This window comes from Gammaproteobacteria bacterium (assembly GCA_015709635.1).
Classification (GTDB): Bacteria; Pseudomonadota; Gammaproteobacteria; order Burkholderiales; family Nitrosomonadaceae; genus Nitrosomonas.
The window spans coordinates 1,412,124-1,438,032 of record CP054180.1 but is presented as its reverse complement, the minus strand read 5'-3'; the positions used below and the strand labels follow the sequence as shown (position 1 = coordinate 1,438,032).

25 protein-coding genes and 2 pseudogenes are annotated in these 25,909 nt (G+C 50.8%); 13 read left to right on the top strand and 14 right to left on the bottom strand.

The features are described from left to right. Positions 1 to 6 precede the first annotated feature (6 nt). Positions 7 to 1,788, bottom strand: a complete 1,782-nt coding sequence (gene aspS / locus HRU78_06565) for an aspartate--tRNA ligase (protein QOJ23358.1) — start codon at positions 1,786 to 1,788, stop codon at positions 7 to 9. Between the two features lie 105 nt (positions 1,789 to 1,893). Then, a complete protein-coding gene (locus tag HRU78_06560) occupies positions 1,894 to 2,190 on the bottom strand; it encodes a zinc ribbon domain-containing protein (protein ID QOJ23357.1) in 297 nt (98 codons plus the stop codon). A 216-nt stretch (positions 2,191 to 2,406) separates the two neighbouring features. Here HRU78_06560 and HRU78_06555 point away from each other — a divergent pair, with 216 nt between their 5' ends. Further along, positions 2,407 to 3,099: a PEP-CTERM sorting domain-containing protein gene (locus HRU78_06555; GenBank protein ID QOJ23356.1), complete on the top strand. Its 693-nt coding sequence runs from the start codon at positions 2,407 to 2,409 to the stop codon at positions 3,097 to 3,099. Between the two features lie 4 nt (positions 3,100 to 3,103). Here the strand turns inward: HRU78_06555 and hslU are convergent, their stop codons facing one another. The 8 genes from hslU to HRU78_06515 all read right to left on the bottom strand — a co-directional run bounded on the left by hslU (position 3,104) and on the right by HRU78_06515 (position 9,770). Next, on the bottom strand, positions 3,104 to 4,435 hold the full coding sequence (gene hslU, locus HRU78_06550; protein QOJ23355.1) for an ATP-dependent protease ATPase subunit HslU: 1,332 nt from the start codon (positions 4,433 to 4,435) through the stop codon (positions 3,104 to 3,106). A 93-nt stretch (positions 4,436 to 4,528) separates the two neighbouring features. Then, on the bottom strand, positions 4,529 to 5,050 hold the full coding sequence (hslV, locus tag HRU78_06545) for an ATP-dependent protease subunit HslV (protein ID QOJ23354.1): 522 nt from the start codon (positions 5,048 to 5,050) through the stop codon (positions 4,529 to 4,531). Between the two features lie 66 nt (positions 5,051 to 5,116). Next, positions 5,117 to 6,019 carry a tyrosine recombinase XerC gene (gene xerC, locus HRU78_06540; protein ID QOJ23353.1) on the bottom strand — a complete coding sequence of 301 codons (903 nt, stop codon included), beginning with the start codon at positions 6,017 to 6,019 and terminating at the stop codon, positions 5,117 to 5,119. After that, positions 5,994 to 6,701, bottom strand: coding sequence for a DUF484 family protein (locus HRU78_06535; protein ID QOJ24949.1), 708 nt, complete (start codon positions 6,699 to 6,701; stop codon positions 5,994 to 5,996). The genes xerC and HRU78_06535 overlap by 26 nt, the downstream gene beginning before the upstream one ends. Before the next feature lie 17 nt (positions 6,702 to 6,718). Next, positions 6,719 to 7,546, bottom strand: coding sequence for a diaminopimelate epimerase (gene dapF, locus HRU78_06530; protein QOJ23352.1), 828 nt, complete (start codon positions 7,544 to 7,546; stop codon positions 6,719 to 6,721). Between the two features lie 3 nt (positions 7,547 to 7,549). After that, positions 7,550 to 8,068, bottom strand: coding sequence for a GNAT family N-acetyltransferase (locus HRU78_06525; protein ID QOJ23351.1), 519 nt, complete (start codon positions 8,066 to 8,068; stop codon positions 7,550 to 7,552). Between the two features lie 287 nt (positions 8,069 to 8,355). Further along, positions 8,356 to 8,811 carry a hypothetical protein gene (locus HRU78_06520; protein ID QOJ23350.1) on the bottom strand — a complete coding sequence of 152 codons (456 nt, stop codon included), beginning with the start codon at positions 8,809 to 8,811 and terminating at the stop codon, positions 8,356 to 8,358. Between the two features lie 152 nt (positions 8,812 to 8,963). Beyond that, the gene (locus HRU78_06515) at positions 8,964 to 9,770 is read right to left on the bottom strand and encodes a methane monooxygenase/ammonia monooxygenase subunit C (protein QOJ23349.1); all 807 of its coding nucleotides are present in this window, start codon (positions 9,768 to 9,770) and stop codon (positions 8,964 to 8,966) included. A 369-nt stretch (positions 9,771 to 10,139) separates the two neighbouring features. Here HRU78_06515 and HRU78_06510 point away from each other — a divergent pair, with 369 nt between their 5' ends. The 12 genes and pseudogenes from HRU78_06510 to HRU78_06455 all read left to right on the top strand — a co-directional run bounded on the left by HRU78_06510 (position 10,140) and on the right by HRU78_06455 (position 22,554). Continuing rightward, a complete protein-coding gene (locus HRU78_06510) occupies positions 10,140 to 11,885 on the top strand; it encodes a porin (GenBank protein QOJ24948.1) in 1,746 nt (581 codons plus the stop codon). 170 nt (positions 11,886 to 12,055) lie between these two features. Further along, complete coding sequence (locus tag HRU78_06505) at positions 12,056 to 13,075, top strand: PstS family phosphate ABC transporter substrate-binding protein (protein ID QOJ23348.1); 1,020 nt, start codon at positions 12,056 to 12,058, stop codon at positions 13,073 to 13,075. 283 nt (positions 13,076 to 13,358) lie between these two features. Then, entirely contained in the window at positions 13,359 to 14,870 is a 1,512-nt protein-coding gene (locus tag HRU78_06500; protein QOJ23347.1) for an ABC transporter permease, read from the top strand. Beyond that, positions 14,867 to 16,924 carry an ABC transporter ATP-binding protein gene (locus tag HRU78_06495; GenBank protein ID QOJ23346.1) on the top strand — a complete coding sequence of 686 codons (2,058 nt, stop codon included), beginning with the start codon at positions 14,867 to 14,869 and terminating at the stop codon, positions 16,922 to 16,924. Before HRU78_06500 ends, HRU78_06495 begins: the two co-directional genes overlap by 4 nt. A gap of 4 nt (positions 16,925 to 16,928) precedes the next feature. Next, positions 16,929 to 18,539, top strand: coding sequence for a peptide chain release factor 3 (locus HRU78_06490; protein QOJ23345.1), 1,611 nt, complete (start codon positions 16,929 to 16,931; stop codon positions 18,537 to 18,539). Continuing rightward, positions 18,536 to 19,600, top strand: coding sequence for a hypothetical protein (locus HRU78_06485; GenBank protein ID QOJ23344.1), 1,065 nt, complete (start codon positions 18,536 to 18,538; stop codon positions 19,598 to 19,600). The genes HRU78_06490 and HRU78_06485 overlap by 4 nt, the downstream gene beginning before the upstream one ends. After that, a complete protein-coding gene (locus tag HRU78_06480) occupies positions 19,597 to 20,463 on the top strand; it encodes a YicC family protein (protein ID QOJ23343.1) in 867 nt (288 codons plus the stop codon). Before HRU78_06485 ends, HRU78_06480 begins: the two co-directional genes overlap by 4 nt. After that, complete coding sequence (locus HRU78_06475; GenBank protein ID QOJ23342.1) at positions 20,456 to 21,103, top strand: HNH endonuclease; 648 nt, start codon at positions 20,456 to 20,458, stop codon at positions 21,101 to 21,103. The genes HRU78_06480 and HRU78_06475 overlap by 8 nt, the downstream gene beginning before the upstream one ends. Positions 21,104 to 21,255: 152 nt before the next feature. Further along, positions 21,256 to 21,550: pseudogene (locus tag HRU78_06470) on the top strand (type II toxin-antitoxin system RelE/ParE family toxin). 15 nt (positions 21,551 to 21,565) lie between these two features. After that, positions 21,566 to 21,885: pseudogene (locus HRU78_06465) on the top strand (HigA family addiction module antidote protein). A gap of 98 nt (positions 21,886 to 21,983) precedes the next feature. Further along, positions 21,984 to 22,217 carry an AbrB/MazE/SpoVT family DNA-binding domain-containing protein gene (locus tag HRU78_06460; protein QOJ23341.1) on the top strand — a complete coding sequence of 78 codons (234 nt, stop codon included), beginning with the start codon at positions 21,984 to 21,986 and terminating at the stop codon, positions 22,215 to 22,217. Next, positions 22,192 to 22,554, top strand: a complete 363-nt coding sequence (locus HRU78_06455; GenBank protein QOJ23340.1) for a type II toxin-antitoxin system PemK/MazF family toxin — start codon at positions 22,192 to 22,194, stop codon at positions 22,552 to 22,554. The genes HRU78_06460 and HRU78_06455 overlap by 26 nt, the downstream gene beginning before the upstream one ends. 1 nt (position 22,555) lies before the next feature. Here HRU78_06455 and ald read toward each other — a convergent pair whose 3' ends face one another. From ald to HRU78_06435, 4 genes are read right to left on the bottom strand one after another with little or no spacing between them, the layout of a single operon-like run. Next, positions 22,556 to 23,671: an alanine dehydrogenase gene (gene ald, locus HRU78_06450; GenBank protein ID QOJ23339.1), complete on the bottom strand. Its 1,116-nt coding sequence runs from the start codon at positions 23,669 to 23,671 to the stop codon at positions 22,556 to 22,558. Between the two features lie 22 nt (positions 23,672 to 23,693). Then, positions 23,694 to 24,434 carry an SDR family oxidoreductase gene (locus tag HRU78_06445; protein ID QOJ23338.1) on the bottom strand — a complete coding sequence of 247 codons (741 nt, stop codon included), beginning with the start codon at positions 24,432 to 24,434 and terminating at the stop codon, positions 23,694 to 23,696. Positions 24,435 to 24,473: 39 nt separating this feature from the next. After that, positions 24,474 to 25,127, bottom strand: a complete 654-nt coding sequence (locus HRU78_06440; protein QOJ23337.1) for an ankyrin repeat domain-containing protein — start codon at positions 25,125 to 25,127, stop codon at positions 24,474 to 24,476. Then, complete coding sequence (locus HRU78_06435) at positions 25,111 to 25,893, bottom strand: TatD family hydrolase (GenBank protein QOJ23336.1); 783 nt, start codon at positions 25,891 to 25,893, stop codon at positions 25,111 to 25,113. The genes HRU78_06440 and HRU78_06435 overlap by 17 nt, the downstream gene beginning before the upstream one ends. Between the last annotated feature and the right edge of the window lie 16 nt (positions 25,894 to 25,909).

The window sequence follows — 25,909 nt, the reverse complement described above, 5'->3', positions numbered from 1 at the left end:
TATCGGTTAACTGAGCTTAGCTTCGATCTGCCGCAAACGGATGCTGAGCTCTCTCAATTGTTTCTCGTCCACGGTGCTGGGTGCATGGGTCAACAAACATTGCGCACGCTGCGTTTTAGGAAACGCGATCACGTCACGGATGGATTCCGAGCCGGTCATCATCGTCAAAATACGATCCAGCCCGAATGCGATCCCGCCGTGCGGCGGTGCGCCGTATTGCAGCGCTTCCAGCAAGAAACCGAATTTTTCTTGAGCTTCCTGCTCGGAGATATTCAACGCGCGGAAAACCTTCGATTGCACTTCCTGACGATGGATCCGCACTGACCCGCCGCCAATTTCGGAACCATTGAGCACCATATCGTAGGCTTTGGAAAGCGCCTTACCGGGATCGGTTTCAAGCAAATCTTCGTGCCCGTCGGCCGGGGATGTAAACGGATGGTGCAACGCCTGCCAGCGATTTTCTTCTTCATCCCGTTCAAACATCGGAAAATCAACGACCCATAAGGGTTTCCAGCCAGATTCAGCGTGTCCGTGCTGATGCCCGATTTTGATCCGCAACGCACCCAGCGATTCATTGACGATTTTCGCTTTATCCGCGCCGAAGAAAATCAAATCGCCATTTTGCGCCTTAGTGCGCGTCAGTATCGTTTTAATCGTTTCTTCCGGCAAGAATTTCAAAATCGGCGATTGCAATCCTTCCACGCCGTCAGCCAGATTATTGACTTTGATATAAGCCAAACCCTTAGCGCCGTAAATTGCGACAAAGCTGGTGTAATCGTCGATTTCCTTGCGCGACAACTCACCGCCTTTCGGTATGCACAAAGCAGCGACGCGCCCGTCCGGTTTTTCCGCTGCCTCGCGGAATACTTTGAACGGCACGCCTTTCATCAGATCGGTCAATTCGGTGAATTCCAGCGGCACGCGCAAATCGGGTTTATCCGATCCGTATCTGTGCATGGCGTCGGCATAAGTCAAGCGCGGAAACGGATTGGGTAAATCCACGTTGCTCACGGACTTGAATAAGCCACGGATCATTTCCTCCATCAGCGACATAATCTCGTTCGCCGACAGAAAGGATGTTTCAATATCGATTTGTGTGAATTCCGGTTGCCGGTCGGCACGCAAATCTTCGTCGCGGAAACAGCGTGTGATTTGATAATAACGGTCGAATCCGGACACCATCAAAAGCTGCTTGAACAATTGCGGTGACTGCGGTAACGCAAAAAAATGACCGGCATTGACCCGTGACGGCACCAGATAATCCCGTGCGCCTTCCGGCGTGGATTTGGTCAACATCGGCGTTTCGATATCGAGGAAACCGTGTTGATCCAGAAACACACGCACTGCCATCGCCACTTTGTGCCGCAAACGAAGATTCGATTGCATCACCGGCCGGCGCAAGTCGAGATAACGATGTTCCAGCCGCACCACCTCACTGATATTGTCATCGTCCATTAAGAATGGTGGTGTCAGTGAGGGATTCAATACCTCAATCGCGTTCACCAGAATCTCGATTTCACCGCTGACCAGAGACGTATTGATCGTTCCTTCGGGACGTTTTCTCACCTTACCGGTAATCTTCAGCACATACTCATTGCGAATTTTTTCCGCCGTTTGGAATGTTTCCGCATTGTCGGGATCGCATACGATCTGCACCAGGCCTTCACGATCGCGCAAATCGATAAAAATCACCCCACCATGATCCCTACGCCGGTGCACCCAGCCAAAAAGGGTAACCGTTTGATCGAGATATCCGGCATTAATGGCGCCGCAGTAGTTTGTACGCATAATTCTTTTCAGTAGTCAGAATGGTAAGATTGATGATTTTTCTTCGGCATTACCGGTAGCAACCCAAACAGGCATAGCGTTGTTATTCAAATACCGCCTGTTTCTTTAATCAGCGGCTGCAGCAGGAGTGGAGCTGCTTTCCTTGGCTGTAGTTGTATCCGCTGCTGCAGGTGGTGCGCTTTCTTTTGTGCTTGCTTTGGATTCCGTTTGTTGAGTTTTATTATTCTTAAAGTCGGTGACATACCACCCGCTTCCTTTCAACTGGAATCCCGCAGCGGAAATACGCTTGACGTAATTACTACTGCCGCAAACGGGGCAAGCCGCAATCGGCGCATCGCTAATCTTTTGCAAATGTTCTTTCTCGGCACCACATGAATTGCAAAGATATTCATAAATAGGCATAGAGACCTCCAACAATCCAATATTGAGAAACCGGGTATTATACCTTAACCGTCTCTGTTTGATAGGCATCCATGCCGCTGCAGTACCCTCACCCTCAAATATTCATGCGAATTCTGAAATTCTTATTTTATCTATTTGACAAGATGAAAGAATTAGAACTATATTCACATCACATGACAACACTTGCAACTTTAATCCAGTCAAAGGGGAATGTTTGTGATCCGTTCTGCCATTTTTGCTGTTTATTGCCTGACTATCCTGAGTTATTCTCCGCTTGCTACCAGTTCACTCGTATCCAGCACTTTCGATAGTGATGCCGATGGCTGGACCGGCCTCACAACGGACGGCTCCGCTACCTGGTCAGTCATTACCAGCGGTTTGATACCGGCGCATAGTGCAGATGGCGTGCCTGCCGGCTCCATTACACTCGCCGATCCCGATTCGCAATGGACCTATTTCAGCGCTCCGGGCAAATTCCTCGGCGACCAAAGCGCTGCTTTTGGCGGCAGCTTGCAATTCGATAGCCGCTACGTGGTGGCCGGCACAAGTTACTCCAATGAAGCCGAAGTGATACTGAAAGGCGCCGGATTGACGCTGGTTTACGAAATCACCGACAGCTTGCCAGCCACCTGGACACATTTCGATGCCGCACTCAGTGCCGGTGCTTGGCGGGTTGCCGATACTTTTTCCGGAGCTTTTGCCACCGATGCGCAATTGCTCGCTGTTCTTTCCAACCTGAATGCGCTTTGGATCAATGCCGAACACTTTACGCCGGTGATGGAAGTTATCGCACTGGATAATGTCAATCTCCTGGCACCGGTTCCTGAACCCGAGAGCTATACTCTGCTGCTAGCCGGTCTTGGCGTGCTCGGTTTGGTTGCCCGCCGCAAAAAAACGCGGCGAGAATAGCGATTTACAGCACGTAGCGCGCCAAGTCTTCGCTTTGCGACAGGTCTTTGAGGCGCTCGTCCACATACGCTGCATCGATCACAATTGTCTTGCCACTGTGTTTGGGTGCATCGTATGAGACGTCTTCCAGCAATTTCTCCATCACCGTATGTAACCGCCGGGCGCCGATATTTTCCGTTTTGCTGTTCACGGAAAAGGCAATTTCGGCCAAGCGTTTGATCGCATCATCGCCAAACTGCAATTTGACCCCTTCCGTCGCCAGCAATGCTTCGTATTGCCGCGTCAGACAGGCATCGGTATTGGTGAGTATCTGCTCAAAATCACTGACGCTCAGACTGGCCAATTCAACTCGAATCGGAAAACGGCCCTGCAATTCGGGAATCAAGTCGGAAGGTTTGGACATATGAAACGCGCCGCTGGCGACAAATAGGATGTGATCGGTTTTGATCATACCGTATTTGGTCGACACGGTCGTACCTTCAACCAGCGGCAGCAAATCGCGCTGCACACCCTGGCGTGAAACATCTCCGCCGGCATGTCCCGAACGACTGGCGATTTTGTCTATTTCATCAAGAAATACGATGCCGTTTTGCTCGACATTTTGAATCGCGGTCAGCTTCAATTCTTCATCATTCACCATCTTCTCCGCTTCTTCTTCGAGCAGAATTTTTCTCGCCTCGCGTATCGTTAGCTTGCGGGTTTTCTTGCGCTCCCCGGTCATATTCTGAAACATGCCTTGAATCTGCGATGTCAGGTCTTCCATTCCCGGCGGCGCGAAAATCTCCATATTGGCGCGCGGTGCAGCGACTTCGATTTCGATTTCCTTATCATCCAGCTCGCCTTCACGCAATTTCTTGCGGAATTTTTGTCGCGTCGAACTATCCCGGTCTTCCGGGTTTACCTGCAAATCAAAATCCCTGGCGGCTGGCAGCAAAGCATCGAGAATACGGTCTTCAGCCCGGTCCTCGGCCAACGGTTGCTTTTTCCGGGTTTCGCTTTCGCGCGATTCTTTAATCGCTGTTTCCGCCAGATCGCGGATGATCGAGTCGACATCGCGTCCGACATAGCCGACTTCGGTAAATTTGGTCGCTTCAATCTTGATAAAGGGCGCATTGGCGAGTTTTGCCAGACGCCGTGCAATCTCGGTTTTACCAACGCCGGTCGGGCCGATCATGAGAATATTTTTCGGCGTGATTTCCTGGCGCAGCGGATCGGCAACCTGCTGCCGGCGCCAGCGGTTTCTCAAGGCAATGGCCACGGCACGCTTGGCTGCATCCTGGCCGATGATATGTTTATCCAGTTCGTGGACAATTTCCTGCGGGGTCATTTGCGACATGGTTTTAAATTCTGTGATAAGTGTGGTGTAAAAAGAGTTCTCAAATACCGGTCAGGTGTGGATTCTCGTAACAATGGCACTGATTGCCGGGCATCAACCGATGGTTTCGATAATGTGATCCTGGTTGGTATAAATGCAGATATCGCCCGCGATGGTAAGCGCTTTTTTCACGATATCCTGCGGCGGCAAATCGGTATTTTCCAACAGCGCGCGCGCCGCTGCCAGCGCATAGGAGCCGCCGCTGCCTATTGCGGCGATACCCAATTCCGGTTCGATAATATCGCCGGCACCGGTGATGATCAGCGTGGCATCTTCGTTGGCAACCACCAGCATGGCTTCGAGTCTGCGCAAAATCCGGTCGGTGCGCCAATCCTTCGCCAGCTCGACAGCGGCACGCATGATATGACCATGATGCGCCTCCAGCTTGCCCTCAAAGCGCTCAAACAAGGTAAAAGCATCGGCAGTGCCACCGGCGAATCCGGCCAGAATTTTGTCATGATAGAGTCTGCGTACTTTGCGCGCACTGGATTTGGCGACCACCGCACCTAATGTCACCTGCCCATCACCACCGAGTGCCACGTGATGCCCGCGCCTTACTGAAACGATTGTTGTCATGGAATTCGCTTAATTCGTCATAAAGCCGCATTATAACGTATAAAACAGTACCGACTCCGGTTGGAGTCAATCCCGTTTTTTTGCGCGCGGGTGCGCGGCATCGTAAATTTTGGTAAGGTGCTGAAAATCCAAATGGGTATAGACTTGCGTCGACGTGATATGCGCATGCCCCAGCAATTCCTGCACGGCACGCAAATCGCCACTGGATTGCAGCAAATGGGAAGCAAAGGAATGCCGCAAGATATGCGGATGCACATTTTGGTTCACCCCCTGTTGCCTGGCTCTGCTTTTCAAACGATGGGCAATAGTACGCACGCTGATCGCATCACCATGTTGCGATAGAAAAAGCGCGGATACTTCCGGTTTGGCAATCCGCGCCCGATGTACAAGCCAATTATTGATCGCTTGCAAGGCAAAACTGCCAACCGGAACGATGCGCTCTTTTCCGCCTTTACCCAACACTTTGACGGTCCCCTCGGCAAAACGGACATCGGCAGGCTTAAGCTGAGCCAGCTCCGATAGCCTTAAACCGGAAGAATAGAACAATTCAAACATGGCGCTATCGCGCACCGACAAAATATGCTCAGGTGAGAACGTCAGCAGTTGCACGGTGACATCAGGAGAAAGCGCATTGGGCAGCTTATGCGGCGACTTAGGAACCCGCAATGCAATGCAAGGATTATGCTGATAGCTGTGGCTGCGGATCAAATAATGGTAAAAACTGCGCCATGCCGACAGCATGCGCGCTATGCTTCTGCCGGAAAGCCCTTTGCCATGCAATTGCGCCATGAGTTGGCGAATATGCAAGGGTTGTATCTGTTTTAAATCGTCTTTATGAACAAACTGCAGCAGTATACGGATATCCCGGGTGTAGCTTTTGGCCGTCAGCAGCGATAAGCGCCGCTCATGCGTGAGATGACGGATAAATGCAGCAGCTAGCGGCTCAGGTTTGCTGCTCGTGGGTTGCATGATCTTGCGCTGCTTCCATGTTGACGGTTTCTGTTTGATCATAACGGGTAATCGTCGTACACACGAGTTCGCCCAGCCGTTTTAAATGCAATGTCCCCATTTCCGGGTAAAAGCGCTCGGCATCGGGGCTGCCAAGCACGAGCAAACCGATGGTTTGCGTGGTATTCAGCGGAATCATCGCGAATGAGTTCAAATGCTCGGCGCCTTCTCCGAACCATTGCTTGATTTCATCCGCGATATGATTGCCGCAATACGGTTGCGGCAGGCTTTCCGCGATGGTGCGCACGTCGTCGCTGATCAGTGTGAATTCATCATGCGAGCCGGTACTGCTGGACATATTCCAGAGGCGCAGCGCCACCAATGGAACTGCGAAATCTTCCTTGAGACTGAAGTATAAAACATTAAACAATTCATCCAAGTTGGAAACGGCAAGCAGTGCGATCGCCAGCCGGTGCATCTTCTCTCCGATGGCATCATTTTCTTCGCCAAAACTGATGAGTTCCAGCAACTTATCCTGCAATGCGCGGTTTCTTTCCCTTAACGAGATGATTTGCCGTTCGTTCAGTGAAATGACTTTCTCGTCCTGCGGATGAGAAATCTGAATATCCGCCAATAAGTCAGCATATTCATTGAAGAATTGCGGATGCTCCTGTAAATATTGCGCGACTTCTTCCGGTTTCATCATGACTCCTTGGTTGATTACAAAGTTATTTCACCCTCAAATACCGTCACTGCGGGACCAGTCATCCAAACCGGTTCATCGTGCCCTTGCCAATGTATCGTCAATTCGCCGCCGCGCGTGCTGACTCTGACTTGGTGATCCAACAATCCCAAATTAATACCCGCAACCACCGCCGCACAGGCTCCCGTTCCGCACGCCAGCGTCTCACCGGCGCCGCGCTCAAAAACGCGCAATTTGATATGACCGCGGTCGATCACTTGCATATAGCCGACATTCACTTTTTTGGGAAAACGCGGATGCGTTTCGATCACCGCTCCTTCCGTTTCGACCGGTGCATTGTCTACGTCCGGCACCACCCGTACTGCATGCGGGTTACCCATCGACAGCGCGCTAATTGTAACCGGCTGACCGGTTATTTCAAGTCGATAGGTTGGTGCGGTTTGCTCCGCGATGAAAGGAATCTGTGCCGGTTCGAAAATCGGTCGCCCCATATTGACGGTGATATTGCCATTGTTTTCCAATTTCGGCGAGATCACACCGCTGAGTGTTTCAATACGAATTTCATTTTTTTGCGTTAAACCATGATCGTGCACGTAGCGCACGAAACAACGAGCACCGTTGCCGCATTGTTCGACTTCTCCGCCATCGGCGTTAAAAATGCGATAGCGGAAATCAGCATCGCCCCCAGCTTTCTCGACCAGCAATAGCTGATCGCACCCGATGCCGAAATGGCGATCAGCCAGTTTGCGGATCTGCTGCCGATCCAGCGTTATGACTTGATGGATACCGTCCAGAACGACAAAATCGTTACCCAAGCCCTGCATTTTGGTGAATTTCAGTTTCATAGATCAATCCGCCGTGCGGTTTAATTTTTCCAGCGTCATCAAATAATCATTCATGACAAAACCATTGCCGATGTTGACAATACTATCACCTGTAATGGCAAATCCATAATGCCGGTAAGCCGAAATCGCGCTGCGGTTATTTTTGTTGACGGTCAAAATCAGCGATTGCAGATTATTCTCCCGCAGGATTTGAATCGCATCCGCAACCAGCAGAGCACCATAGCCTTTGCGGTGATGGTCGTAGTGAATATAGAGCTTGTCTATTTTAAGCTCGCCCGGATTGTGCGTGTGCATACAACAGGAAAAACCGATGATCGCGTCATCTAAAGTCAGCTTGCGCCACCAGATACCCGGATTCAGCAGTTGCTGCCTGATCAATCCCGACTGGTAACGCTGCTGCAACATATAATCGATTTGTGCTGCTGAAATAATGTTGACATAGTGATGTCGCCAGATCGTCTCGGCCAATGTTGCGATGATTTGTGCGTCAGCCGACGCCACGGGCAAAATGCTGGGGCGCATATCAATGGTCGGCGCAAAGTGATAATGATGGCACCTGCTGGCGCGAATTACCGGTACTATTTCTTTCGATCATTGAATCCCTTTATCCGATTCCAGCCGTCACACTGTAAAGCGCATGAAATACTTATTGTAGTACGCGGATGCAAAGATGCCGGGTAATTTTGAGTAAAACATGCCGCACTCTCCGCAATGAAACAAGCACAAGCTGTAGCAAAAATAAACAAGACCAGCCAAAACCATAAACCACCGGCTCGATAGCATGAAGCGATTCTTTGAACTAGGAAGCTTCAATTCGCAGTTGAATTACTTTCTTTTGGGTTTGGCGCCAGTATCAATGGCAGTCTGTTGAATTTACGGCGCATCGCGTTGATGGCGTTAAGCACTGCGGGTTGCCCGACAATTCTGGCTTCCAGCTTGCGTTTATGAGGAAAATCCAGGAATGAAACACCAATCAACATGGTTAGCAAACCCTGTCCCGGCAAAAAAAGCATCAAAAAACCAACAACCAGAAACACAACACCGATCACATTTTTGATAATGTGACCGACGATACGCAAGACGGGATGATGATCCTTCATCCAATGACGTGGAACGCGCACATCAAAATAATCATCCGGCAGGCGAATCAGGATCCATGGGATCGCGATCAAAGAACCAATGAAGCTGATGATCGAAACCACCGTCAAGCCGACCAGCACATCGATCGGTATCCAGTGCTGGATGGTTGCAACGAGATCTTCCATGGTGAACGAACCCGGATATGTGCGATAAAGTCATTCAAACACTTACGCGAATAACCGCTTGATGGTGAAAAATGAACCGGCAGGTTTATGACAGCCCGCCGTCTGCTAAACACAAACGGCAGGCATGATGATGACGCGCTACAGAGAAAGAATCAAGGTACTATTCTGTTATTCAGAATCTCTCTGTTAGCGTTGTTCCAGGTTACGTCGGTCAGGTTCGAGTAACGGGTGATGATTTGTGCTGCTATACCACCCGAGAATAAGCCTGCCCAGCCCAGAATCACAAAGCCCCAGTGCAATGGCGCACTGAACAGTTCTTCCATGAACCAGAATGCGTGTCCCCATTCGTTCAACCCTACGTTCGGCAGAATCATCAACGGGCCGGCAATCGCCATGACCAACGGGAATGATGTGCCGCGGCTGTACAGCGGCAGACGGGTCATCGCGTACAGGTATGACGCTACGCCACACACGATGTACATCGGGAATGAGCCGTAGAACACCACCACGTGACTTGGCGTGAAGCTGGTGTCACGAATGATCACTTGGTGCCACGATGCGTCTTGTTCCGTGAAGAAGCTGCCGCCCCAGTACACACCAAACAGATATACGCCCAGCCACATCATCCAGTAGAAATATCGTTTGATTTCCAGCTTGGTGTCCAGGTTGTCCAGTTGTTCCTTGGTGTCACGGGTCTTCAGTATCCATCCCCACGTTACTAACGCAAACAGAGGCATCAGGGTCATGTGAACGCGCCACAGTCCCATCCACACTTTGTCAAATTCCGGTTCCATCGAGTCCATTCCGTGTGAGTATGCAAACGTCCTTTGGTACCAGATCCAGAATATCGCTACCAACAGCATTGTTAACATGCCCAGCTTGTAGTACTTCGAGTCGTACCACAGCGACATGTCATAGCTTGCGCTTGATGCACTTGACGTGCCATAGGTTGTTGCCATTTTATTTCCCTCCTATTAAATAATAACGATTTAATTAATAGAATTAAGTGTTTAGCATAAGAAATCAGATCCCTGCAAACACTTAAATTAGACAAGTCCTTTCGTCCTGAAAGTTCCCGCCAATCCATGAAAAATGGATCATGCATCGTGCAATGTAATTAATCTTTTTGCGTTGAATGCATTTGATATTTTAAGAACTGACAATCTTCATTTCAAGCAGTTAATTTGTTATTGCCATTAGCTTGAATCATCAATTCTGTCATAAAGCTGCAAGAAAACCAGCACTGTCATAAAACTGTAACATTATCTCTATATAACGGTTGCCACCTTATATGACTCACTCATTCAACCCTGGATCAAGGACAGATGATGAAATTATTCAGACTTACCGTGGCAACCGCAGCTTTAATCAATTTAGGCGCTCTATCCAGTGCCTACGCACTCGATTTGTACGTCGACACAACCACCAAGCAAATCTATGCGGAGCCTGGCCCGGGCCGGGTTCATATGGGAACTTTCGAAAAAGCCGAGAATCCTTCCAAAAAAAAGGATACTGCTAAAGTTGCACCACCCAAAACAACGCCAGATTCGGCTCATGCTTCGGTAGAAGCGCCGGAAGCAAAGGAAGCAACTGAATCCGATGAAACCAAAAACAAATCTGCGGAACGCCTTAACCGAATTGCGGAAAAAGCTGAAAAGGCACGCCTGGTCAATCAAGTTTCAGTCCTCGAAGAGCGGGTGAAAGAAGTGGAAAAGATCCATGGTACGTTTGACGATCGCGGTTTGCATTGGGCAACCAAGGATGGAAATTTCACCGTATCGTTGAATGGACGGATGCAACCCGCTTCGCAATACAATTTTATCAATCAAGCAGCTCCCGCAACCGGCGCCAATACACCTAACGAATTGGATAGCGGGGCCAATATCCGCCGCGCGCGTCTGGGTATCGAGGGTACTTTCTTCAAGATCTGGGACTATAAATTCGAATACGATTTCAGCCGCGGCAATGGCACGGTCGGATCAGGAATTACCGATGCCTTTGTACGGTTGAACCACACCAACGCTCTTTCCTATAAAATCGGTTCGTTCAAAGAGCCATTCAGCTTGGAAGAAGCTGCCAGTAACCGCTTCCTGACGTTTATTGAACGTCACATGTCGGTCAACTCTTTTGTCGACAACCCCAATACCTATAAAACCGGTATCGGTGTCAATTATGCAGTGCCGCGTTTCCAAACCGGATTGGCCTTTCAAACGGAACCCATCGGTGCATGGTCGGCTGCAGCGACTTCGGTAAACGCCAACGGCAATCAGAATCGTAATAACGGTTCCGGTGATACCGGCTGGGAAGGTATCGGACGCGTTACCGGCAGACCGTGGATGGAAGATGAAACAAAATTCTTGCATGTCGGTGTCTCTGCGGGACACACAGCCGTCAATACACAATATCGCGCGGATGGCACGATGGTCGGCGAAGGATCGAATGGCGGCGGCGGTGGCATGTCGTTTTTTGCATTCCCGGGCACTAACGTCGATCGTACCAATATCCTGAATACCGGAAATTTAAGCAATGGCGCATTAACCGATCCGAATCACCGCCGTATCACCAGTTATGACCGTTTCGGCGCGGAAGGCTGGTTCGTGTATGGTCCATTCTCCGCACAAACCGAGTTTTTGCGCACCAACATCAACGGTACCGGTTATAGCGGTGAACATTTGACCGGTTATTATGGATTTGTCAGTTATTTCCTGACCGGGGAATCCAAGGCTTATCATGTTCGTAACGGCGCGGCAAACCGTATCAAGCCTAAAAAGCCATATCAGTGGAATGGATCAGGCTGGGGTGCTTGGGAGGTTGCATTCGGTTACGATTTTATCGATATGAACTCCGGCGTCATCAAAGGCGGTCAGGCTGATATGGTCAGAATGGGTCTGAATTGGTATCCCCACTCGAACGTTAAATTCCAAACGAACGTTGTTCATATGCTCAATATCAATACAGCTGGAACGCCGACGACTAACACCAATGGTTATTCAGGCGGTGCCGGAGCACGCACGAACGGATGGGATAATGGCAGTATCAGCGCATTCCTGACCCAGCTCACGGTCGATTTCTAAGAACTTGAAAATGTACACCGGGAATTCCGGGTAATTTCGGGTTCCCGGAGATCGAATTTTTACTTGCTGCGGTACTGTCACGATTAAAATATATCGTATGATTCGATGCGGAGCATACCCATTGCTTCGGTACATACCGCAGCCATCTCAAACCATCAGCGGAGGTTGAAATGTTGCAATGCCATAGCGTTAAATCAATCGGGGTAGCCATGCTGTCGAGCACAGCAATTTTTGTTGCCGGTATCGCCAGCGCTCAGCCGGTCATTAAAATCGACGGCTCCAATACGGTGTACCCGATCACACAAAATGTTGCCGACAAGTTTCAAGCGGAAAAAAACAACGCGATCAATATCACGGTCGAGATCTCCGGCAGCGGTAGCGGTTTCAAGAGGTTCTGCCGCGGTGAAATCGATATCGTAAACGCTTCGCGCCCTATCTCAAAAAGCGAAATGAAAGATTGCAAAAATGCCCGTGTGCAATACGTCGAAATACCGGTTGCATTTGATGCTTTAACGGTGGCAATCAACCCGGAAAACCGCTGGAGCACGGTGCTGACGGTCGCGCAATTGAAGAAAATCTGGCAACCTGCGGCACAAGGAAAAATTTCCCAATGGAATCAGATCAATCCGGCGTGGCCTGACGATGCTATCAAGCTCTTCGTTACGCATCCGGATTCCGGCAGTTACGATTATTTTACCGAAGCCATCGTCGGCAAAACCGGATCCAGCCGCCGGGATTTTATCGAATCGGAAAATAACAGCGCATTAACCAATAACATCGCAAGCAACAAAAATAGCCTGGCTTTTTTGGGATTCGCCTATTACATTGAAAACCGGAATAAAATTGCTGCGGTTGCAATCGATAATGGCAACGGTGCAGTTCTTCCCTCCGTTGAAACGGTGGAAGACGGCAGTTATCAACCGCTGTCGCGGCCGATTTTCATCTATGTGAATGTCACAGCGACAGTGAAACCTGAAGTCAAGGAATTCGTTGAATTTTATCTGAAGAATGCGCTTCTTTCGGTAAAAGAAACCAAGTTCTTCCCATTACCGCCGAGAGCTTATGCCATCATGTTGGAGCATTTCAATAAAAAAAGAGTGGGCTCGGTATTTAATGGCAAACCGGTCGTCGGTCTGACGATTGACGAATTGCTCAGAAGCGAGGGGCGCACGGAGTTTGAACATCATTAAGTGAAAAATTGAATCAATAACCTGTTGCGGTTCCAGCCGGTTTCTCTCAAGAAGACGCCTGGAACCACTGCTCCTCACAATCCTCAAGATACCAGCCTTACAGTACGCAAACAAAGCAGCACCTCATTCTGAAAAGCAGTAACGCCACCCATCGCTCCACTCCAAGTTCTTCCCTTTAATCCGAGCGATAAATTTTCAAAAAACCGTCACATTCATTTATGATATCGGCCATTGCATGTAACTGATCCGCCATTCATCCCACAGAAACCATCCATCCCCGATCATGTCATTTAATCCCGTTATTCTGTGGACCGATGCGCTCACTTATTTGCTGGTCGCAATGGTATTCTTCATCATCGGCTATATCCGCCGCCGCGAGCATTTACTGATGCCCTGGCAGCGCGTCGGCCATAGCGCGAGCGGCATGTCGGCACTCACCGTCTTACTTTTTTTCCTGATCATCGGTTTACTGGATACCGTGCATTTCCGCCCCGCACTGGATCACAAAAACAATCAGGGTGAAACGGTTTATAGCGTAGAAGTGCTGAGCTTACTCGATCTGCTGGCAATGCCGCTGCGCACGCAAGTCGAAAAAACGTATTCCGCGCCGCTGGCTGCGCATTTGTACGCCAAAGAAACCATCGAGCAACCGGACGGCAAGCAAATACGCACTTTTGCCCGGCTCGCGTTTGGCGGCGCACACTTGCAGGACCCGGAAAATGATCGCGTGGCGGATATCACGGAGCGCGCGGTTAAAGGTTTGATGTACGGTTTTCTCGTTTGGTGTACGATATCTCTTTGCTTGATTTTGTTATTGTCCCGCCGCAATCAGCAAAATTTTGCGCAATGCGTGGCGGCCATTTGGCAACGTAACACCGAAGTACCCTGGCACGCCATCTTGATTACATTGCTCGTTCTGTCGCTGCTGATCGGTTGTGTAACGGCATTGGTAGGACACTACCATGTGCTGGGCACCGATAAGGTCGGACAGGATATTCTCTATCAGTCGCTGAAAAGCATCCGCGTGGCGCTGGTGATCGGTACGCTGACCACGTTGATCATGCTGCCCTTCGCATTGCTGCTGGGCATTATGGCCGGCTACTTCCGCGGCTGGGTCGACGATGTCATTCAATACATCTACACCACGCTGAATTCGATTCCGAGCGTTTTGTTAATCGCCGCTGCGGTTCTGATGATGCAGGTCTACATCGAAACGCACCCGGATCTATTCGATACCGTGGCAGCGCGTGCGGATTTGCGCTTGCTGTTTCTTTGCATGATTCTTGGTATTACCAGCTGGACGAGCTTATGCCGGTTACTGCGCGGTGAAGCGCTGAAACTGCGTGAATTGGAGTATATCCAGGCAGCTCATGCATTTGGCGTTTCGCACTGGCGCATCGTCAGCCGCCACATTTTGCCGAACGTGATGCATATTGTGCTGATTGCCACGGTCATGGATTTCAGTGGATTGGTGCTGGCTGAAGCGGTGTTGTCGTACGTTGGCGTCGGTGTCGATCCTTCGATGATCAGTTTCGGTACCATGATCAACGCAGCGCGGCTGGAAATGGCGCGCGAACCGATGGTGTGGTGGGCTTTGCTGGCGGCGTTCAGTTTTATGTTCACGCTGGTGTTGAGCGCCAATCTGTTTGCCGATGCGGTACAGGACGCGTTGGATCCGCGCACGCGGACATGGCGCCGCAACTACTTTTTTCAGCGCTCGAACGAAAAAGAAAAAAACCCACCAAATACCCCATCTGAATCCGCCGCATCGGCAAGATCTTCCTCGCATTCATGAAAACCTTGCTGGAAATAGAACAGCTGGAAACCGTGCTGCATACCGGCAAAGCGCCGGTGCGCGCCGTCGATGGTTTGGCATTCTCTATAACTTCAGGCGAAACGTTCGCGTTACTGGGTGAATCCGGTTGCGGCAAATCGATGACCGCATTGTCGATCATGCGCTTGCTGCCGGATGCCGGTGAAATCGTTGCCGGCCAAATCCGGCTTGATGGCACCGATCTGCTGCAATTATCCGAAAGTGAAATGCGCAACATCCGCGGCAAGCGCATCAGCATGATTTTTCAGGAACCGATGCTCAGTCTGAATCCGGTCCTGACTATCGCCGAACAAATCGAAGAAGTGCTGAAGCAGCATTTGAATCTGCCGCATGATGCCATCCAAGCGCGCATTCAGGAGTTGCTGGAGCAAGTCGGCATCCCAGATGCACCCCGTCGCATGCACGAATATCCGTTTCAATTTTCCGGCGGCATGAAGCAACGCGTTATGATCGCAATGGCGCTTGCCGCCGAGCCTGAATTGCTTATCGCCGATGAGCCGACCACCGCATTGGACGTTACCATCCAAGCGCAAGTACTCGATCTGATGCGGCGCATCCAGCAGCAGAAAGGCATGGCAATCCTGCTCATCACGCATGATCTGGGCGTAGTGGCTGAAATGGCACAGCAGGTAGCTGTCATGTACGCCGGCGAAATCATCGAATTGGCGCCGCGTGATCAATTCTTTCATGGCCCGCAACATCCCTATTCACAGCAACTGTTCGCCGCATTACCTGGGAAACAAAAACGCGATCAGCTATTAACGGTCATTCAAGGCAATGTGCCTTCGCTTGCTCAGCAATTTACCGGTTGCCGGTTCGTCGACCGCTGCAATCAGGCACTGGCGATCTGCCACAATTCAATTCCACAATGGCAGACGGTTTCCGGCCGGCATCAAGTGCGCTGCCATCTGTTCAATGAAAATTCGCCGCAAATTTCAAATGCTAGCGGCCAAACAACACAGGAAATTGCCAATACCGCTCAAACGAAACCACCGGCAACAGCACAGCCGATCCTGCAGATAGCCAATCTGAAAGTACATTTTCCGATCCACAAAGGTTTGTTCAAGCGCGTTGCCGGTCATGTCAAGGCAGTCGACGGCGTGTCGTTCACTATCGCTGCGGGTAAAACGCTGGCACTGGTGGGTGAATCCGGTTGCGGCAAGACCACGATCGGCAAGAGCATTTTGCAATTGATTCAACCGACTGCTGGCAGCGTGCGCTTTAAGGATCAGGAATTGACCGGATTAAAGCGAAACCAATTGCAACCGATACGTTCACAGTTCCAAATCATTTTTCAGGATCCCTACTCTTCCTTGAATCCACGCATGCGCATCATTGAGATTCTGCAGGAAGGCATGAATGCATTGAATATCGATACCATCTATCATCTTGACAGCAGCACGCCAGCACTTGCGCGCTCCCGTGAACAGGAAATCGATGCGTTATTGCAGCGCGTCGGTCTGCCTGTTGAGGTAAAATGGCGCTTTCCGCACGAATTCTCCGGCGGACAGCGCCAGCGCATTGCGATTGCCCGCGCTTTGGCGGTCAACCCTGAATTGCTGATTTGCGATGAGCCGACCAGCGCGCTGGATGTATCGGTTCAGGCGCAAATCCTGAACCTGCTCAAATCGCTGCAAAATAACCTAGGACTTGCATTTTTGTTTATCACCCACAATATCGCAGTTGTTGAGTACCTGGCAGATGAAGTTGCCGTCATGTATCTGGGGCGGATCGTTGAGCATGGCCATGTTGATGAAGTGATGAACAACCCCAAGCATCCGTATACACAAGCGTTATTGTCATCGGTTCCGCACATTGAAGCGGATTCCGGGCGGCATACCGTTCCGCTGGCGGGAGATTTGCCGTCACCGGCGGCACCGCCCGCAGGCTGCCATTTTCATCCGCGTTGCATGCACGCCATGCCGGTTTGCCGTGTTTCGTATCCGCAGGCCAATCGGTTCAGCGCAACCCATACCGCCCATTGTTATCTTTATTCACCGGAACAGCTTTCTTGAAATTATGAGTATTCACCAAGAAGTGGCGCGCCGCCGCACGTTCGCCATTATTTCGCATCCCGATGCGGGAAAAACTACATTAACGGAAAAATTGCTGATGTACGCCGGCGCGATCCATATCGCGGGAAGCGTCAAAGCACGCAAAGCCAGCCGTCATGCCACTTCGGATTGGATGGAAATCGAGAAGCAACGCGGCATTTCGGTTGCCAGCTCAGTCATGCAAATGGAGTACCGCGATTGCGTCATCAATTTGCTCGATACGCCGGGTCACCAGGATTTCTCGGAAGATACTTACCGCGTGCTGACTGCCGTCGACGCGGCGTTGATGGTCATCGATGCCGCCAATGGTGTCGAAGCGCAAACGCTGCGCCTGCTGGAAGTGTGCCGTGCACGCAACACACCGATCGTCACTTTCGTCAACAAAATGGACCGTGAAGTGCGCGAGCCGCTCGATCTGATCGACGAAATCGAGCGTACCCTCGGCATGTCGACTATTCCGTTCACCTGGCCGGTCGGCATGGGAAAGAATTTCCACGGCGTGTGCGATCTGCAAAACAATTCCATGCGCGTATTCCAACCGGGATCGGATCGCGTCGACACTGAAAATGAAGTAATTACGCGATTTGACGATGCAAAAATCCAACAGCGATTCGGCACGGAACTGGCCACCGCAATGCAGGAAATTGACTTAATTAATGGCGCATCACCGGCTTTCGATCACGAAGCTTTCCTCTCCGGCAAGCAAACCCCGGTTTTCTTCGGTTCGGCGATCAATAATTTCGGCGTGCGCGAGATTCTCGATGCACTGGTCGATCTGGCGCCGCCACCCGAATCACGCAACGCCATTCAACGCGAAGTGCAACCCGATGAAAAGAAATTTTCCGGCATGGTATTCAAAATCCAAGCCAATATGAATCTGGCGCACCGCGACCGTATCGCATTCGTACGTGTTTGTTCCGGGCAATTCAAACGCGGCATGAACCTGAAAGTCGCGCGCAACGGCAAGGATATCCGCACCAGCACAGTAGTATCCTTTTTATCGCAGCGCCGCGACATTCTGGAAGAAGCCTACCCCGGCGACATCATCGGTATACCGAATCACGGCACGCTGCAACTGGGCGATACCTTGACCGAAGGCGAAGTGCTGCAATTTACCGGGTTGCCTTTTTTCGCGCCGGAAATTTTCCGTACCGTGGAAATCGCCGACCCGCTGCGCAGCAAACAACTGAAACTGGGATTGGCGCAACTCGGCGAGGAAGGTGCAATTCAGGTATTCCGTCCGCACCTGGGCAATATGCTGCTGCTCGGCGCCGTCGGCACCTTGCAATTTGAAGTGGTGGCGCACCGCTTGCAGCATGAATACGGTGTCGCAGCGCGGATTACATCCGCCAAATATCAACTGGCGCGCTGGATTACCTGCGACGATCCGCGCGAGTTGCAACGCTTTATCGAAGCCAACGCGCACCGTATCGCCTACGACGCTGTCGATGCGCCGACTTTCCTGGCTTCTTTCGGTGCAGAACTCAGTGTCGCGGAAGAAAACTGGCCTGCCATCCGCTTCCATAAACTGCGCGAACACGCCGGTTTGGTTTTTCAGAGCCACATGACGGCATGATCCGCAAGGCATATTTTTTCCTGTTCGTTCTTATTTTTTCTGCGCCTGCACCAGCGGATGACACGGTATCTTCCGTCGCCGAAAAAACCGTCCGGTTTGTGGTGCTGGGCGACATGCCGTATAGCGATGCCGAATACGCATTGCTGGAACAACCCAACGGTGCCATCGCCAAAGCCATTCACGCATTGAATCCGCCGGTGCTGATCCATCTGGGCGATTTTAAAAGAGGCCGGCTAGCATGCGGCGACGATCTTTTTCAGGATCATTACCGCCAGATTGCGCGCCTCAATCCGCATAAAATAGTCTACACCCCCGGCGATAACGACTGGACGGATTGCGACCGGTTTAATACTTCAATGCGGTATGATGAACTGGAGCGCCTCGGTTATCTGCGCCAACTGTTTTTTCAGCAGGACCGGCAGCAATTGACCCGCGATATCCCGAGCCTTGTCCGGCAGCAAGGTTTTATCGAGAATGCACGGTGGGACATCGGTCCCGTCGCTTTCGCCACGCTGCATATTCCCGGCACGAATAATGGCCGCAGTGAAATTCTGCGCAGCAACATCGACGATGCACTGAATGAAGCGGACCGGCGCGACCAGGCCAATGCCGAATGGCTGCAACAACGCTTTGCCACGGCGGAATCGGCACAAGCGGTGGTGATCGCTTTCCAGGCGGACATGTTCGATTTCGATTATGAAAAACCCGCCTGCAGCGCAAGCAACCGCACCGATTGCGACGGTTTCCGCTTGCTGCGCGACCTGATCAAGCACAAAGCCAGGCAATTCAAAAAACCGGTTCTGGTCGTTCATGGCGACACCGCGGCGTATTGCCTGCACCAGCCCTACCCCAATATCCCCAATTTATGGCGCTTGAATGCACCGGGCGACTACAAATACATCGATGCCAGCCAAATCGTGTTTGATCCGGAAAATAAAGACATGCCCTTTACCGTGACCGGCCTGCTCGACCATAAACCCGCACCGGCAGTCTGCGACGACAACTTGCTCAGCTTATCCCGCTATTCTCCCTTTCACATTTTAAAAACACCGCTATCATGATTTTCAGCATGACCGGCTACGCCGCCGCTACGCAGGAAATGCCTCACGGATCCTTCAATCTGGAAATCCGTTCGGTCAACAACCGCTATCTCGATATCCAATTCCGCCTGCCGGATGATTTTCGCCGCTTGGAACCGGCCATGCGTGAACTGCTAACCAGCCAGCTCAGCCGCGGCAAAGTTGAATGCCGCCTGAATTTTTCCCCATCCACAAACACTGAAAATTCGCAACAGCTCGATCACGCCTTACTGGAACGATTGCTACAGTTGGAGCAAGCGGTCAAAACGCGCCACCCGGCAGCTTCCTCATTAACCGTCGCGGAAATCCTTAAATGGCCGGGCATGCTGGGAAGCGACACGACGCTTGGCGAAGAATCCGACAAAATCGGCATGACGCTGCTGCAAACCGCGCTCGATGATTTAAAAGCCGCGCGCATACGCGAAGGCAGCAAACTCAAAGGCGTTTTGCTCGAGCGCATCGAACAAATGCGCCAATTACTGCACACCGCATCGCCACGCATCCCGGCGCTGATCGCCGCGTTTGAGGAAAAACTGCGCACCCGCCTGGAAGAAGTTCTCGGCAGCAACGAAGACGAACGCATTCACCAGGAAATCACCCTATTCGCCGGCAAAATCGACGTCGACGAAGAATTGTCGCGCCTGCAAGCCCACCTCGACGAAGTCGAACGCATCATCAACAAAGGCGGCGCCGTGGGCAAACAACTCGATTTCATGATGCAGGAACTACACCGCGAAGCCAACACCATCGGCTCAAAATCCGTCGACCTGGAAATTACGCGGATTTCGATGGAACTCAAGGTGATTATCGAGCAAATGCGCGAGCAGGTGCAGAATATTGAGTGATGCAAACTTCATCCAGTCTGTTTCTTATCATACAGAGCGATCTAAATTTATGAAGATCGAACACAGCACAACGATTGAAAACGCATGTCGACTTATAACTGCTGGGGATTTTGTTGGTGCATCCCACATAATTTCTACTGAATATCCTTTTTGTCCATCTCAAAACGCCGGCAGGAATTATACACCCGCTGTTATGACTCAAATTTTCCTGCGAGATGGCTTCATTGATCGTTACCGAGGCACAAAACTCGTATTTCCTCCCGTACTTCGCCTTATGTCACATTATCTTCCGGCAGAATTTCCGTATCATAAAAATGGAAAGATGAGCGAAGGACATATGGCATATTGGGAGCTTTTCCCAACCATTGATCACATTGTTCCTATCGCCAGAGGTGGCTCCGACTCAGAAAACAACTACGTATGCTGTTCAATGCTCACGAACAGTATTAAATCAAACTGGACTCTTGAGCAATTACAGTGGCGCCTTCTCCCAGAAGGTGATCTCACTCAGTGGGACGGCTTACTGAGTTGGTTTTTACACCAAACAAAAGCGGATCCCGCAGTACTTAGAAATGCTTATATTAAACGATGGCATACAGCTGCCTCGAGGTCCGTATACACTAATTATCAGTTCGTGTGAGCACTCGGTATTACGCCGAATGAAAAGCAATATGCTTTCCTTTTGGTACTCTACAAAACCTTCTTCCCATGCGCATTCTGTTTGAAAGAAAATTCAAACATTCTGGCAAAATTGCCACTTGAATAGCATGCATACCGTGCTATCATGCCAGCATGATAGTTTTCTTCAAGAATCAAGCGACTGAAGACATTTTTAACGAAAAAAAACTCCAAGCTGACTCGTAACTTACTTCCCCAATCTTTATGGAGGGTGGCTTGCAGAAAACTCGATCAATTGGACTCAGTTTTGGTTCTGGAGGAATTACGGATACCACCGGGCAATTATCTCGAAAGTCTGTTTGGTGATAGAAAAGGGAAATTCAGTATCCGTATCAATGATCAATATCGGGCTTGCTTCAAATGTAGTGATTCAGGCCCTTATGATGTTGAAATTATCGATTACCACTGATAAAGGTCTTATTCTATGTGTATTCCAACCGATAGAGAACCCACACATCCCGGCGAAATGCTTCGTGCTGAATTCTTGGAACCAATGAACATCAGTCAACGGGAACTGGCAGATGCCATTCATGTCCCGTATCAGCGTATTAACGAATTGGTCAATCAAAAACGTGGCGTTACGCCAAGCACAGCATTACGATTGGCGAAGTTCTTTAATATATCAGCGGATTATTGGCTCAACCTCCAAACCCGCTGGGATTTGATTTGTATTGGGTTCAGCAATCGGAAAAGGACGATATTGCATCTATCTCGGATATCAGCCAAGTTAATAAATTGGCTTAATAATATATCTCCGCATTCTTCCCAATACACAGGTAATTGCAGCCTAGCCAGATATACGTTACCGTAATGAATCCTCACAAAAGTTAAGGAGCAGTGGGATGTCTCAACTTGCTAAATTAAGCCATAAAGGCCAAATCACGGTACCCGCAGAAGTGCGTAAACGGTTACAGCTCAAAGCAGGCGATACGCTGGCTTGGGAAGTGCTGGAGAACGGTAAAATATCGGTACATCGAGTGGAAGAGCCTCTCGATACGAGTTACTTGACTGCATTAAACGATGCTTTATCGGAATGGAACAGTGCCGAAGATGACGAAGCCTACCGTAATCTATAATCGCTACGATGTTGTCAAAGTTCCTTTCCCCTTCACCGATCAGCAGGCCAGCAAGAGCAGACCTGCACTGATTATCTCTTCCGCGACAGCATTCAATGACTGTATTGGCCATAGCGTAATGGCCATGATCACTTCAGCTCAACACGCTCCTTGGCCGTTGGACACACCCATCATTGATTTGAATAGTGCGGGTTTACCGGTGGCATCGATCATCCGGTTAAAGCTATTTACCTTGGATCACCGTCTCATCATTTGTAAGCTAGGTTATTTGTCAAATCAGGATAAGGCCTTTTTTAACAAAAACTTTGCTGCACTCACTTCTGATGAGCAGAATTGAATTACGCCAGCACATCCACCGCCGGTGTAAACACCAACCCCAAATCCCGCGCCACCGCTTCATACGTCAACCGGCCCTGAAAAACATTCAGCCCATTGCGTAAATGCACGTCGTCCGTCAGCGCTTTGCGATAGCCTTTATTGGCCAGCGCCAGCACGAACGGTAACGTGGCGTTATTCAAGGCGAATGTGGAAGTTCTGGCAACGGCGCCGGGCATGTTGGAAACGCAGTAATGCACCACGCCATCGACGGTAAAAATAGGATTGGCCAGCGTGGTCGGTTTGGAGGTCTCGAAACAGCCGCCTTGGTCGATGGCAACATCGACCAGCACAGCACCGCGATTCATGCGGCTGACCATTTCCCGGGTCACCAGTTTGGGAGCGGCGCCGCCGGGAACCAGGACCGCGCCGATGACCAGGTCGGCGCTTGAGACATGCTCCTCAACAGCGTCCACGGTCGAGAACACGGTATTGATTCTCGAGCCGTATTGAAAATCCAGTTGCTGTAAGCGGTGGATCGATTTATCCAGCACGGTGACATGCGCTTCCACGCCCATCGCAATGCGGGCGGCATTGGTACCGACGACACCGCCGCCGATCACGACGACACGCGCAGCGGGCACGCCGGACACACCGCCCAGCAACATGCCGCGGCCGCCTTGATCCAGCTCCAGCGCGTGCGCCCCGGCTTGAATCGCCATGCGCCCCGCTACTTCGCTCATCGGCGCGAGCAATGGCAAGCCGCCGAAACTGTCGGTCACGGTTTCATAAGCGATGGCAATACAGCCGGAATCCATCAAGGCTTTGGTTTGCACCGGATCGGGAGCCAGATGCAGGTAGGTGAACAATACTTGCCCTTCGCGTAACAACGGCAGCTCGGATGCTTGCGGTTCTTTGACTTTGACGATCAGATCGGCTTTGGCGTAAATCTCCTGCGGCGCATCCACAATCTCCGCGCCTGCGCTGCGATACTTATCGTCACTCAAATCGATTTGTATGCCGGCGTTTTTCTGCACCATGACGTGATGGCCATGGGCAACCAGTTCGCGTACCGCTGCCGGCGTCAGTCCCACCCGGGATTCATGAATTTTAATTTCCTTAGGCACGCCGATACGCATTCGCTTCTCCCTTCCCTATCCGTTAAATAATTCCACCGTTGACGCCAATATTTTGCCCCGTGATCCAGCGGGCCTCGTCGCTGACCAAAAATAACACCACTTGCGCAATATCATCCGTCGCGCCCAGCCTTCCCAATGCCGCCATCGCAGCCATGCGTTCGATATCCGCCGCCGTTTTGCCTGCGCGGAACAGTTCCGTATCGACCGGACCGGGTGAAATGATATTGGCGGTGATACCGCGTTTCCCCGTTTCGCGGGCAAAAATCCGCGTCAATTGCTCGACAGCTGCTTTGGTCGCGGCATACGCGCCGTATTTAGGCAGCATCAAGCGCGTCACGGTGCTGGAAACAGTGACCACGCGCCCGTGATCCGCCAGTTTTACCGCCGCTTCGCGTAGCGTATAAAAAACACTCTTGAAATTGATATCGACGATGCGATCGAATTCATCGTCGCTGATTTCGGCAATTTCCTTAAATACCAGAATTCCGGCGTTATTGACGAGAATATCGATCTGCCGGAAACGTTCGATTGCCGTCATGAAGAGTTTCCGCACGGCCGCTGGATCGCTGACATCGGCCTGCACCGCCAGGCATTCACCGCCTGTTGCGGTAATGGTTGCGCGCACACTTTCCGCAGCGGCCTTGTTTCCCGCATAATTGACGACAACTGCGGCGCCTGCTTTGGCTAACGTCACTGCAATCTCGGCACCGATGCCCCGTGCCGATCCGGTAACAATAGCGACTTTTCCTTGCAGCGATGACATGATCACATTCTTTCTAGGGGAAGCGTGTGCGTATTCAATTTATTTCGCGGCTTTGCGGTTCTGCAGAAATTTTACGATATCCGGATGATTGTATTTTTCCGCCCATGCCAAGGCGTTATCACCGTGTTCATTTTTGATCAATGGATCGGCGCCATTATTGAGCAGTAAAGAAACCGCATCCAGATGATTCCCCCTAACGGCCATCATCAAAGCGGTCGAACCGTTATCGGTTAGTGAATTGATGTCGGCGCCGCCGGAAAGCAGCATTTGCAGGGTATCCAAGTGTCCGCCAAATGCCGCATAAATCAACGGATTCCAGCCTTTGTGATTGATTTCGGCACCTTTGATGTAGAGCAATCGCACCAGATCGGTAAAACCATGATAACTGGCCAGCATGATCGCAGTTTCTCCATAACGGTTGCGAATATCCGGCTTGGCGCCGGCATCGAGCAGCAATTGCGTCATTTTCAGATTTCTTTCCTTGGCAGCAATCATCAATGGCGTATAGCCCTCGCGGTTCGGCGTATCCGGATTGGCGCCTTTTTCAAGTAATTGCGAAACGTCGGATACATTCCCTTTTTCCACCGCCCAGATAAAATCTTCCTGAACACCGGCGGAAGCCTGGAACGATAGGCACATCAGCAACACTGCCGTGCATAGCGATAAACCATGTAATTTAAATAAGTACGCCATCTCGAGGTAGTTTAAATAAATTAAAAAAATTATCCGTTGTTGCAGCGGCAATGTCTTCCAGACTCACACCGCGCAATCGCGCGATTTCTTCCGCGACATGCCGCACGAAAGCCGGCTCATTTTGCTTGCCGCGAAACGGCACCGGCGCAAGATAAGGGGAATCGGTTTCAATCAGCATTCTATCCAATTGAATGTTCTTGGCAACTTCTTTTAACGCCACGGCATTTTTGAACGTCACGATACCGGAGAAGGAAATGTAAAAATTCATCGCAATCGCTTGCTGCGCCACTTCCCAGTTCTCGGTAAAACAGTGCATGACACCGCCCACCTGATCGGCGCCTTCTTCCCGCATGATCCGCAGCGTATCTTCTGCAGCGGCACGCGTATGAATGATCAACGGTTTATTTACTTTCCGGGCGGCACGGATATGCTGGCGGAAGCGTTCCCGTTGCCATTCCAAGTCGCCTTGCAAACGAAAATAATCCAAACCGGTCTCACCGATGGCGATGACCTTGGGATGATTTGCCAGTTCTGCAATCTGATCGGCCTGCGGTTCGATTTGATCCTCATAATCGGGATGAACACCGACGGATGCAAACAAGTTATCGTGCGCTTCCGCCAATGCACGCACGCGCGGAAAATGCGGCAGATCGACGCTGACACAAAGCGCGTGCGAGACTTTATTTTGCTGCATGTTGAGCAGTAATTGATCGAGATCTTTGGCGAGATCAGGGAAATCGAGATGACAGTGTGAATCGATAAACATAGTGATGAAAAAAATT

Coding starts and splice junctions, on each gene's coding strand:
- ald (QOJ23339.1), bottom strand. CDS start 23,671: ATGCGTATCGGCGTGCCTAAGGAAATTAAAATTCATGAATCCCGGGTG.
- HRU78_06520 (QOJ23350.1), bottom strand. CDS start 8,811: ATGGAAGATCTCGTTGCAACCATCCAGCACTGGATACCGATCGATGTG.
- hslU (QOJ23355.1), bottom strand. CDS start 4,435: ATGTCGCAAATGACCCCGCAGGAAATTGTCCACGAACTGGATAAACAT.
- dapF (QOJ23352.1), bottom strand. CDS start 7,546: ATGAAACTGAAATTCACCAAAATGCAGGGCTTGGGTAACGATTTTGTC.
- HRU78_06445 (QOJ23338.1), bottom strand. CDS start 24,434: ATGTCATCGCTGCAAGGAAAAGTCGCTATTGTTACCGGATCGGCACGG.
- HRU78_06525 (QOJ23351.1), bottom strand. CDS start 8,068: ATGCGCCCCAGCATTTTGCCCGTGGCGTCGGCTGACGCACAAATCATC.
- HRU78_06440 (QOJ23337.1), bottom strand. CDS start 25,127: ATGGCGTACTTATTTAAATTACATGGTTTATCGCTATGCACGGCAGTG.
- xerC (QOJ23353.1), bottom strand. CDS start 6,019: ATGCAACCCACGAGCAGCAAACCTGAGCCGCTAGCTGCTGCATTTATC.
- HRU78_06490 (QOJ23345.1), top strand. CDS start 16,929: ATGAGTATTCACCAAGAAGTGGCGCGCCGCCGCACGTTCGCCATTATT.
- HRU78_06505 (QOJ23348.1), top strand. CDS start 12,056: ATGTTGCAATGCCATAGCGTTAAATCAATCGGGGTAGCCATGCTGTCG.
- HRU78_06535 (QOJ24949.1), bottom strand. CDS start 6,701: ATGAAACCGGAAGAAGTCGCGCAATATTTACAGGAGCATCCGCAATTC.
- HRU78_06435 (QOJ23336.1), bottom strand. CDS start 25,893: ATGTTTATCGATTCACACTGTCATCTCGATTTCCCTGATCTCGCCAAA.
- HRU78_06480 (QOJ23343.1), top strand. CDS start 19,597: ATGATTTTCAGCATGACCGGCTACGCCGCCGCTACGCAGGAAATGCCT.
- HRU78_06500 (QOJ23347.1), top strand. CDS start 13,359: ATGTCATTTAATCCCGTTATTCTGTGGACCGATGCGCTCACTTATTTG.
- HRU78_06560 (QOJ23357.1), bottom strand. CDS start 2,190: ATGCCTATTTATGAATATCTTTGCAATTCATGTGGTGCCGAGAAAGAA.
- HRU78_06515 (QOJ23349.1), bottom strand. CDS start 9,770: ATGGCAACAACCTATGGCACGTCAAGTGCATCAAGCGCAAGCTATGAC.
- aspS (QOJ23358.1), bottom strand. CDS start 1,788: ATGCGTACAAACTACTGCGGCGCCATTAATGCCGGATATCTCGATCAA.
- HRU78_06460 (QOJ23341.1), top strand. CDS start 21,984: ATGTCTCAACTTGCTAAATTAAGCCATAAAGGCCAAATCACGGTACCC.
- hslV (QOJ23354.1), bottom strand. CDS start 5,050: ATGACAACAATCGTTTCAGTAAGGCGCGGGCATCACGTGGCACTCGGT.
- HRU78_06485 (QOJ23344.1), top strand. CDS start 18,536: ATGATCCGCAAGGCATATTTTTTCCTGTTCGTTCTTATTTTTTCTGCG.
- HRU78_06495 (QOJ23346.1), top strand. CDS start 14,867: ATGAAAACCTTGCTGGAAATAGAACAGCTGGAAACCGTGCTGCATACC.
- HRU78_06455 (QOJ23340.1), top strand. CDS start 22,192: ATGACGAAGCCTACCGTAATCTATAATCGCTACGATGTTGTCAAAGTT.
- HRU78_06510 (QOJ24948.1), top strand. CDS start 10,140: ATGAAATTATTCAGACTTACCGTGGCAACCGCAGCTTTAATCAATTTA.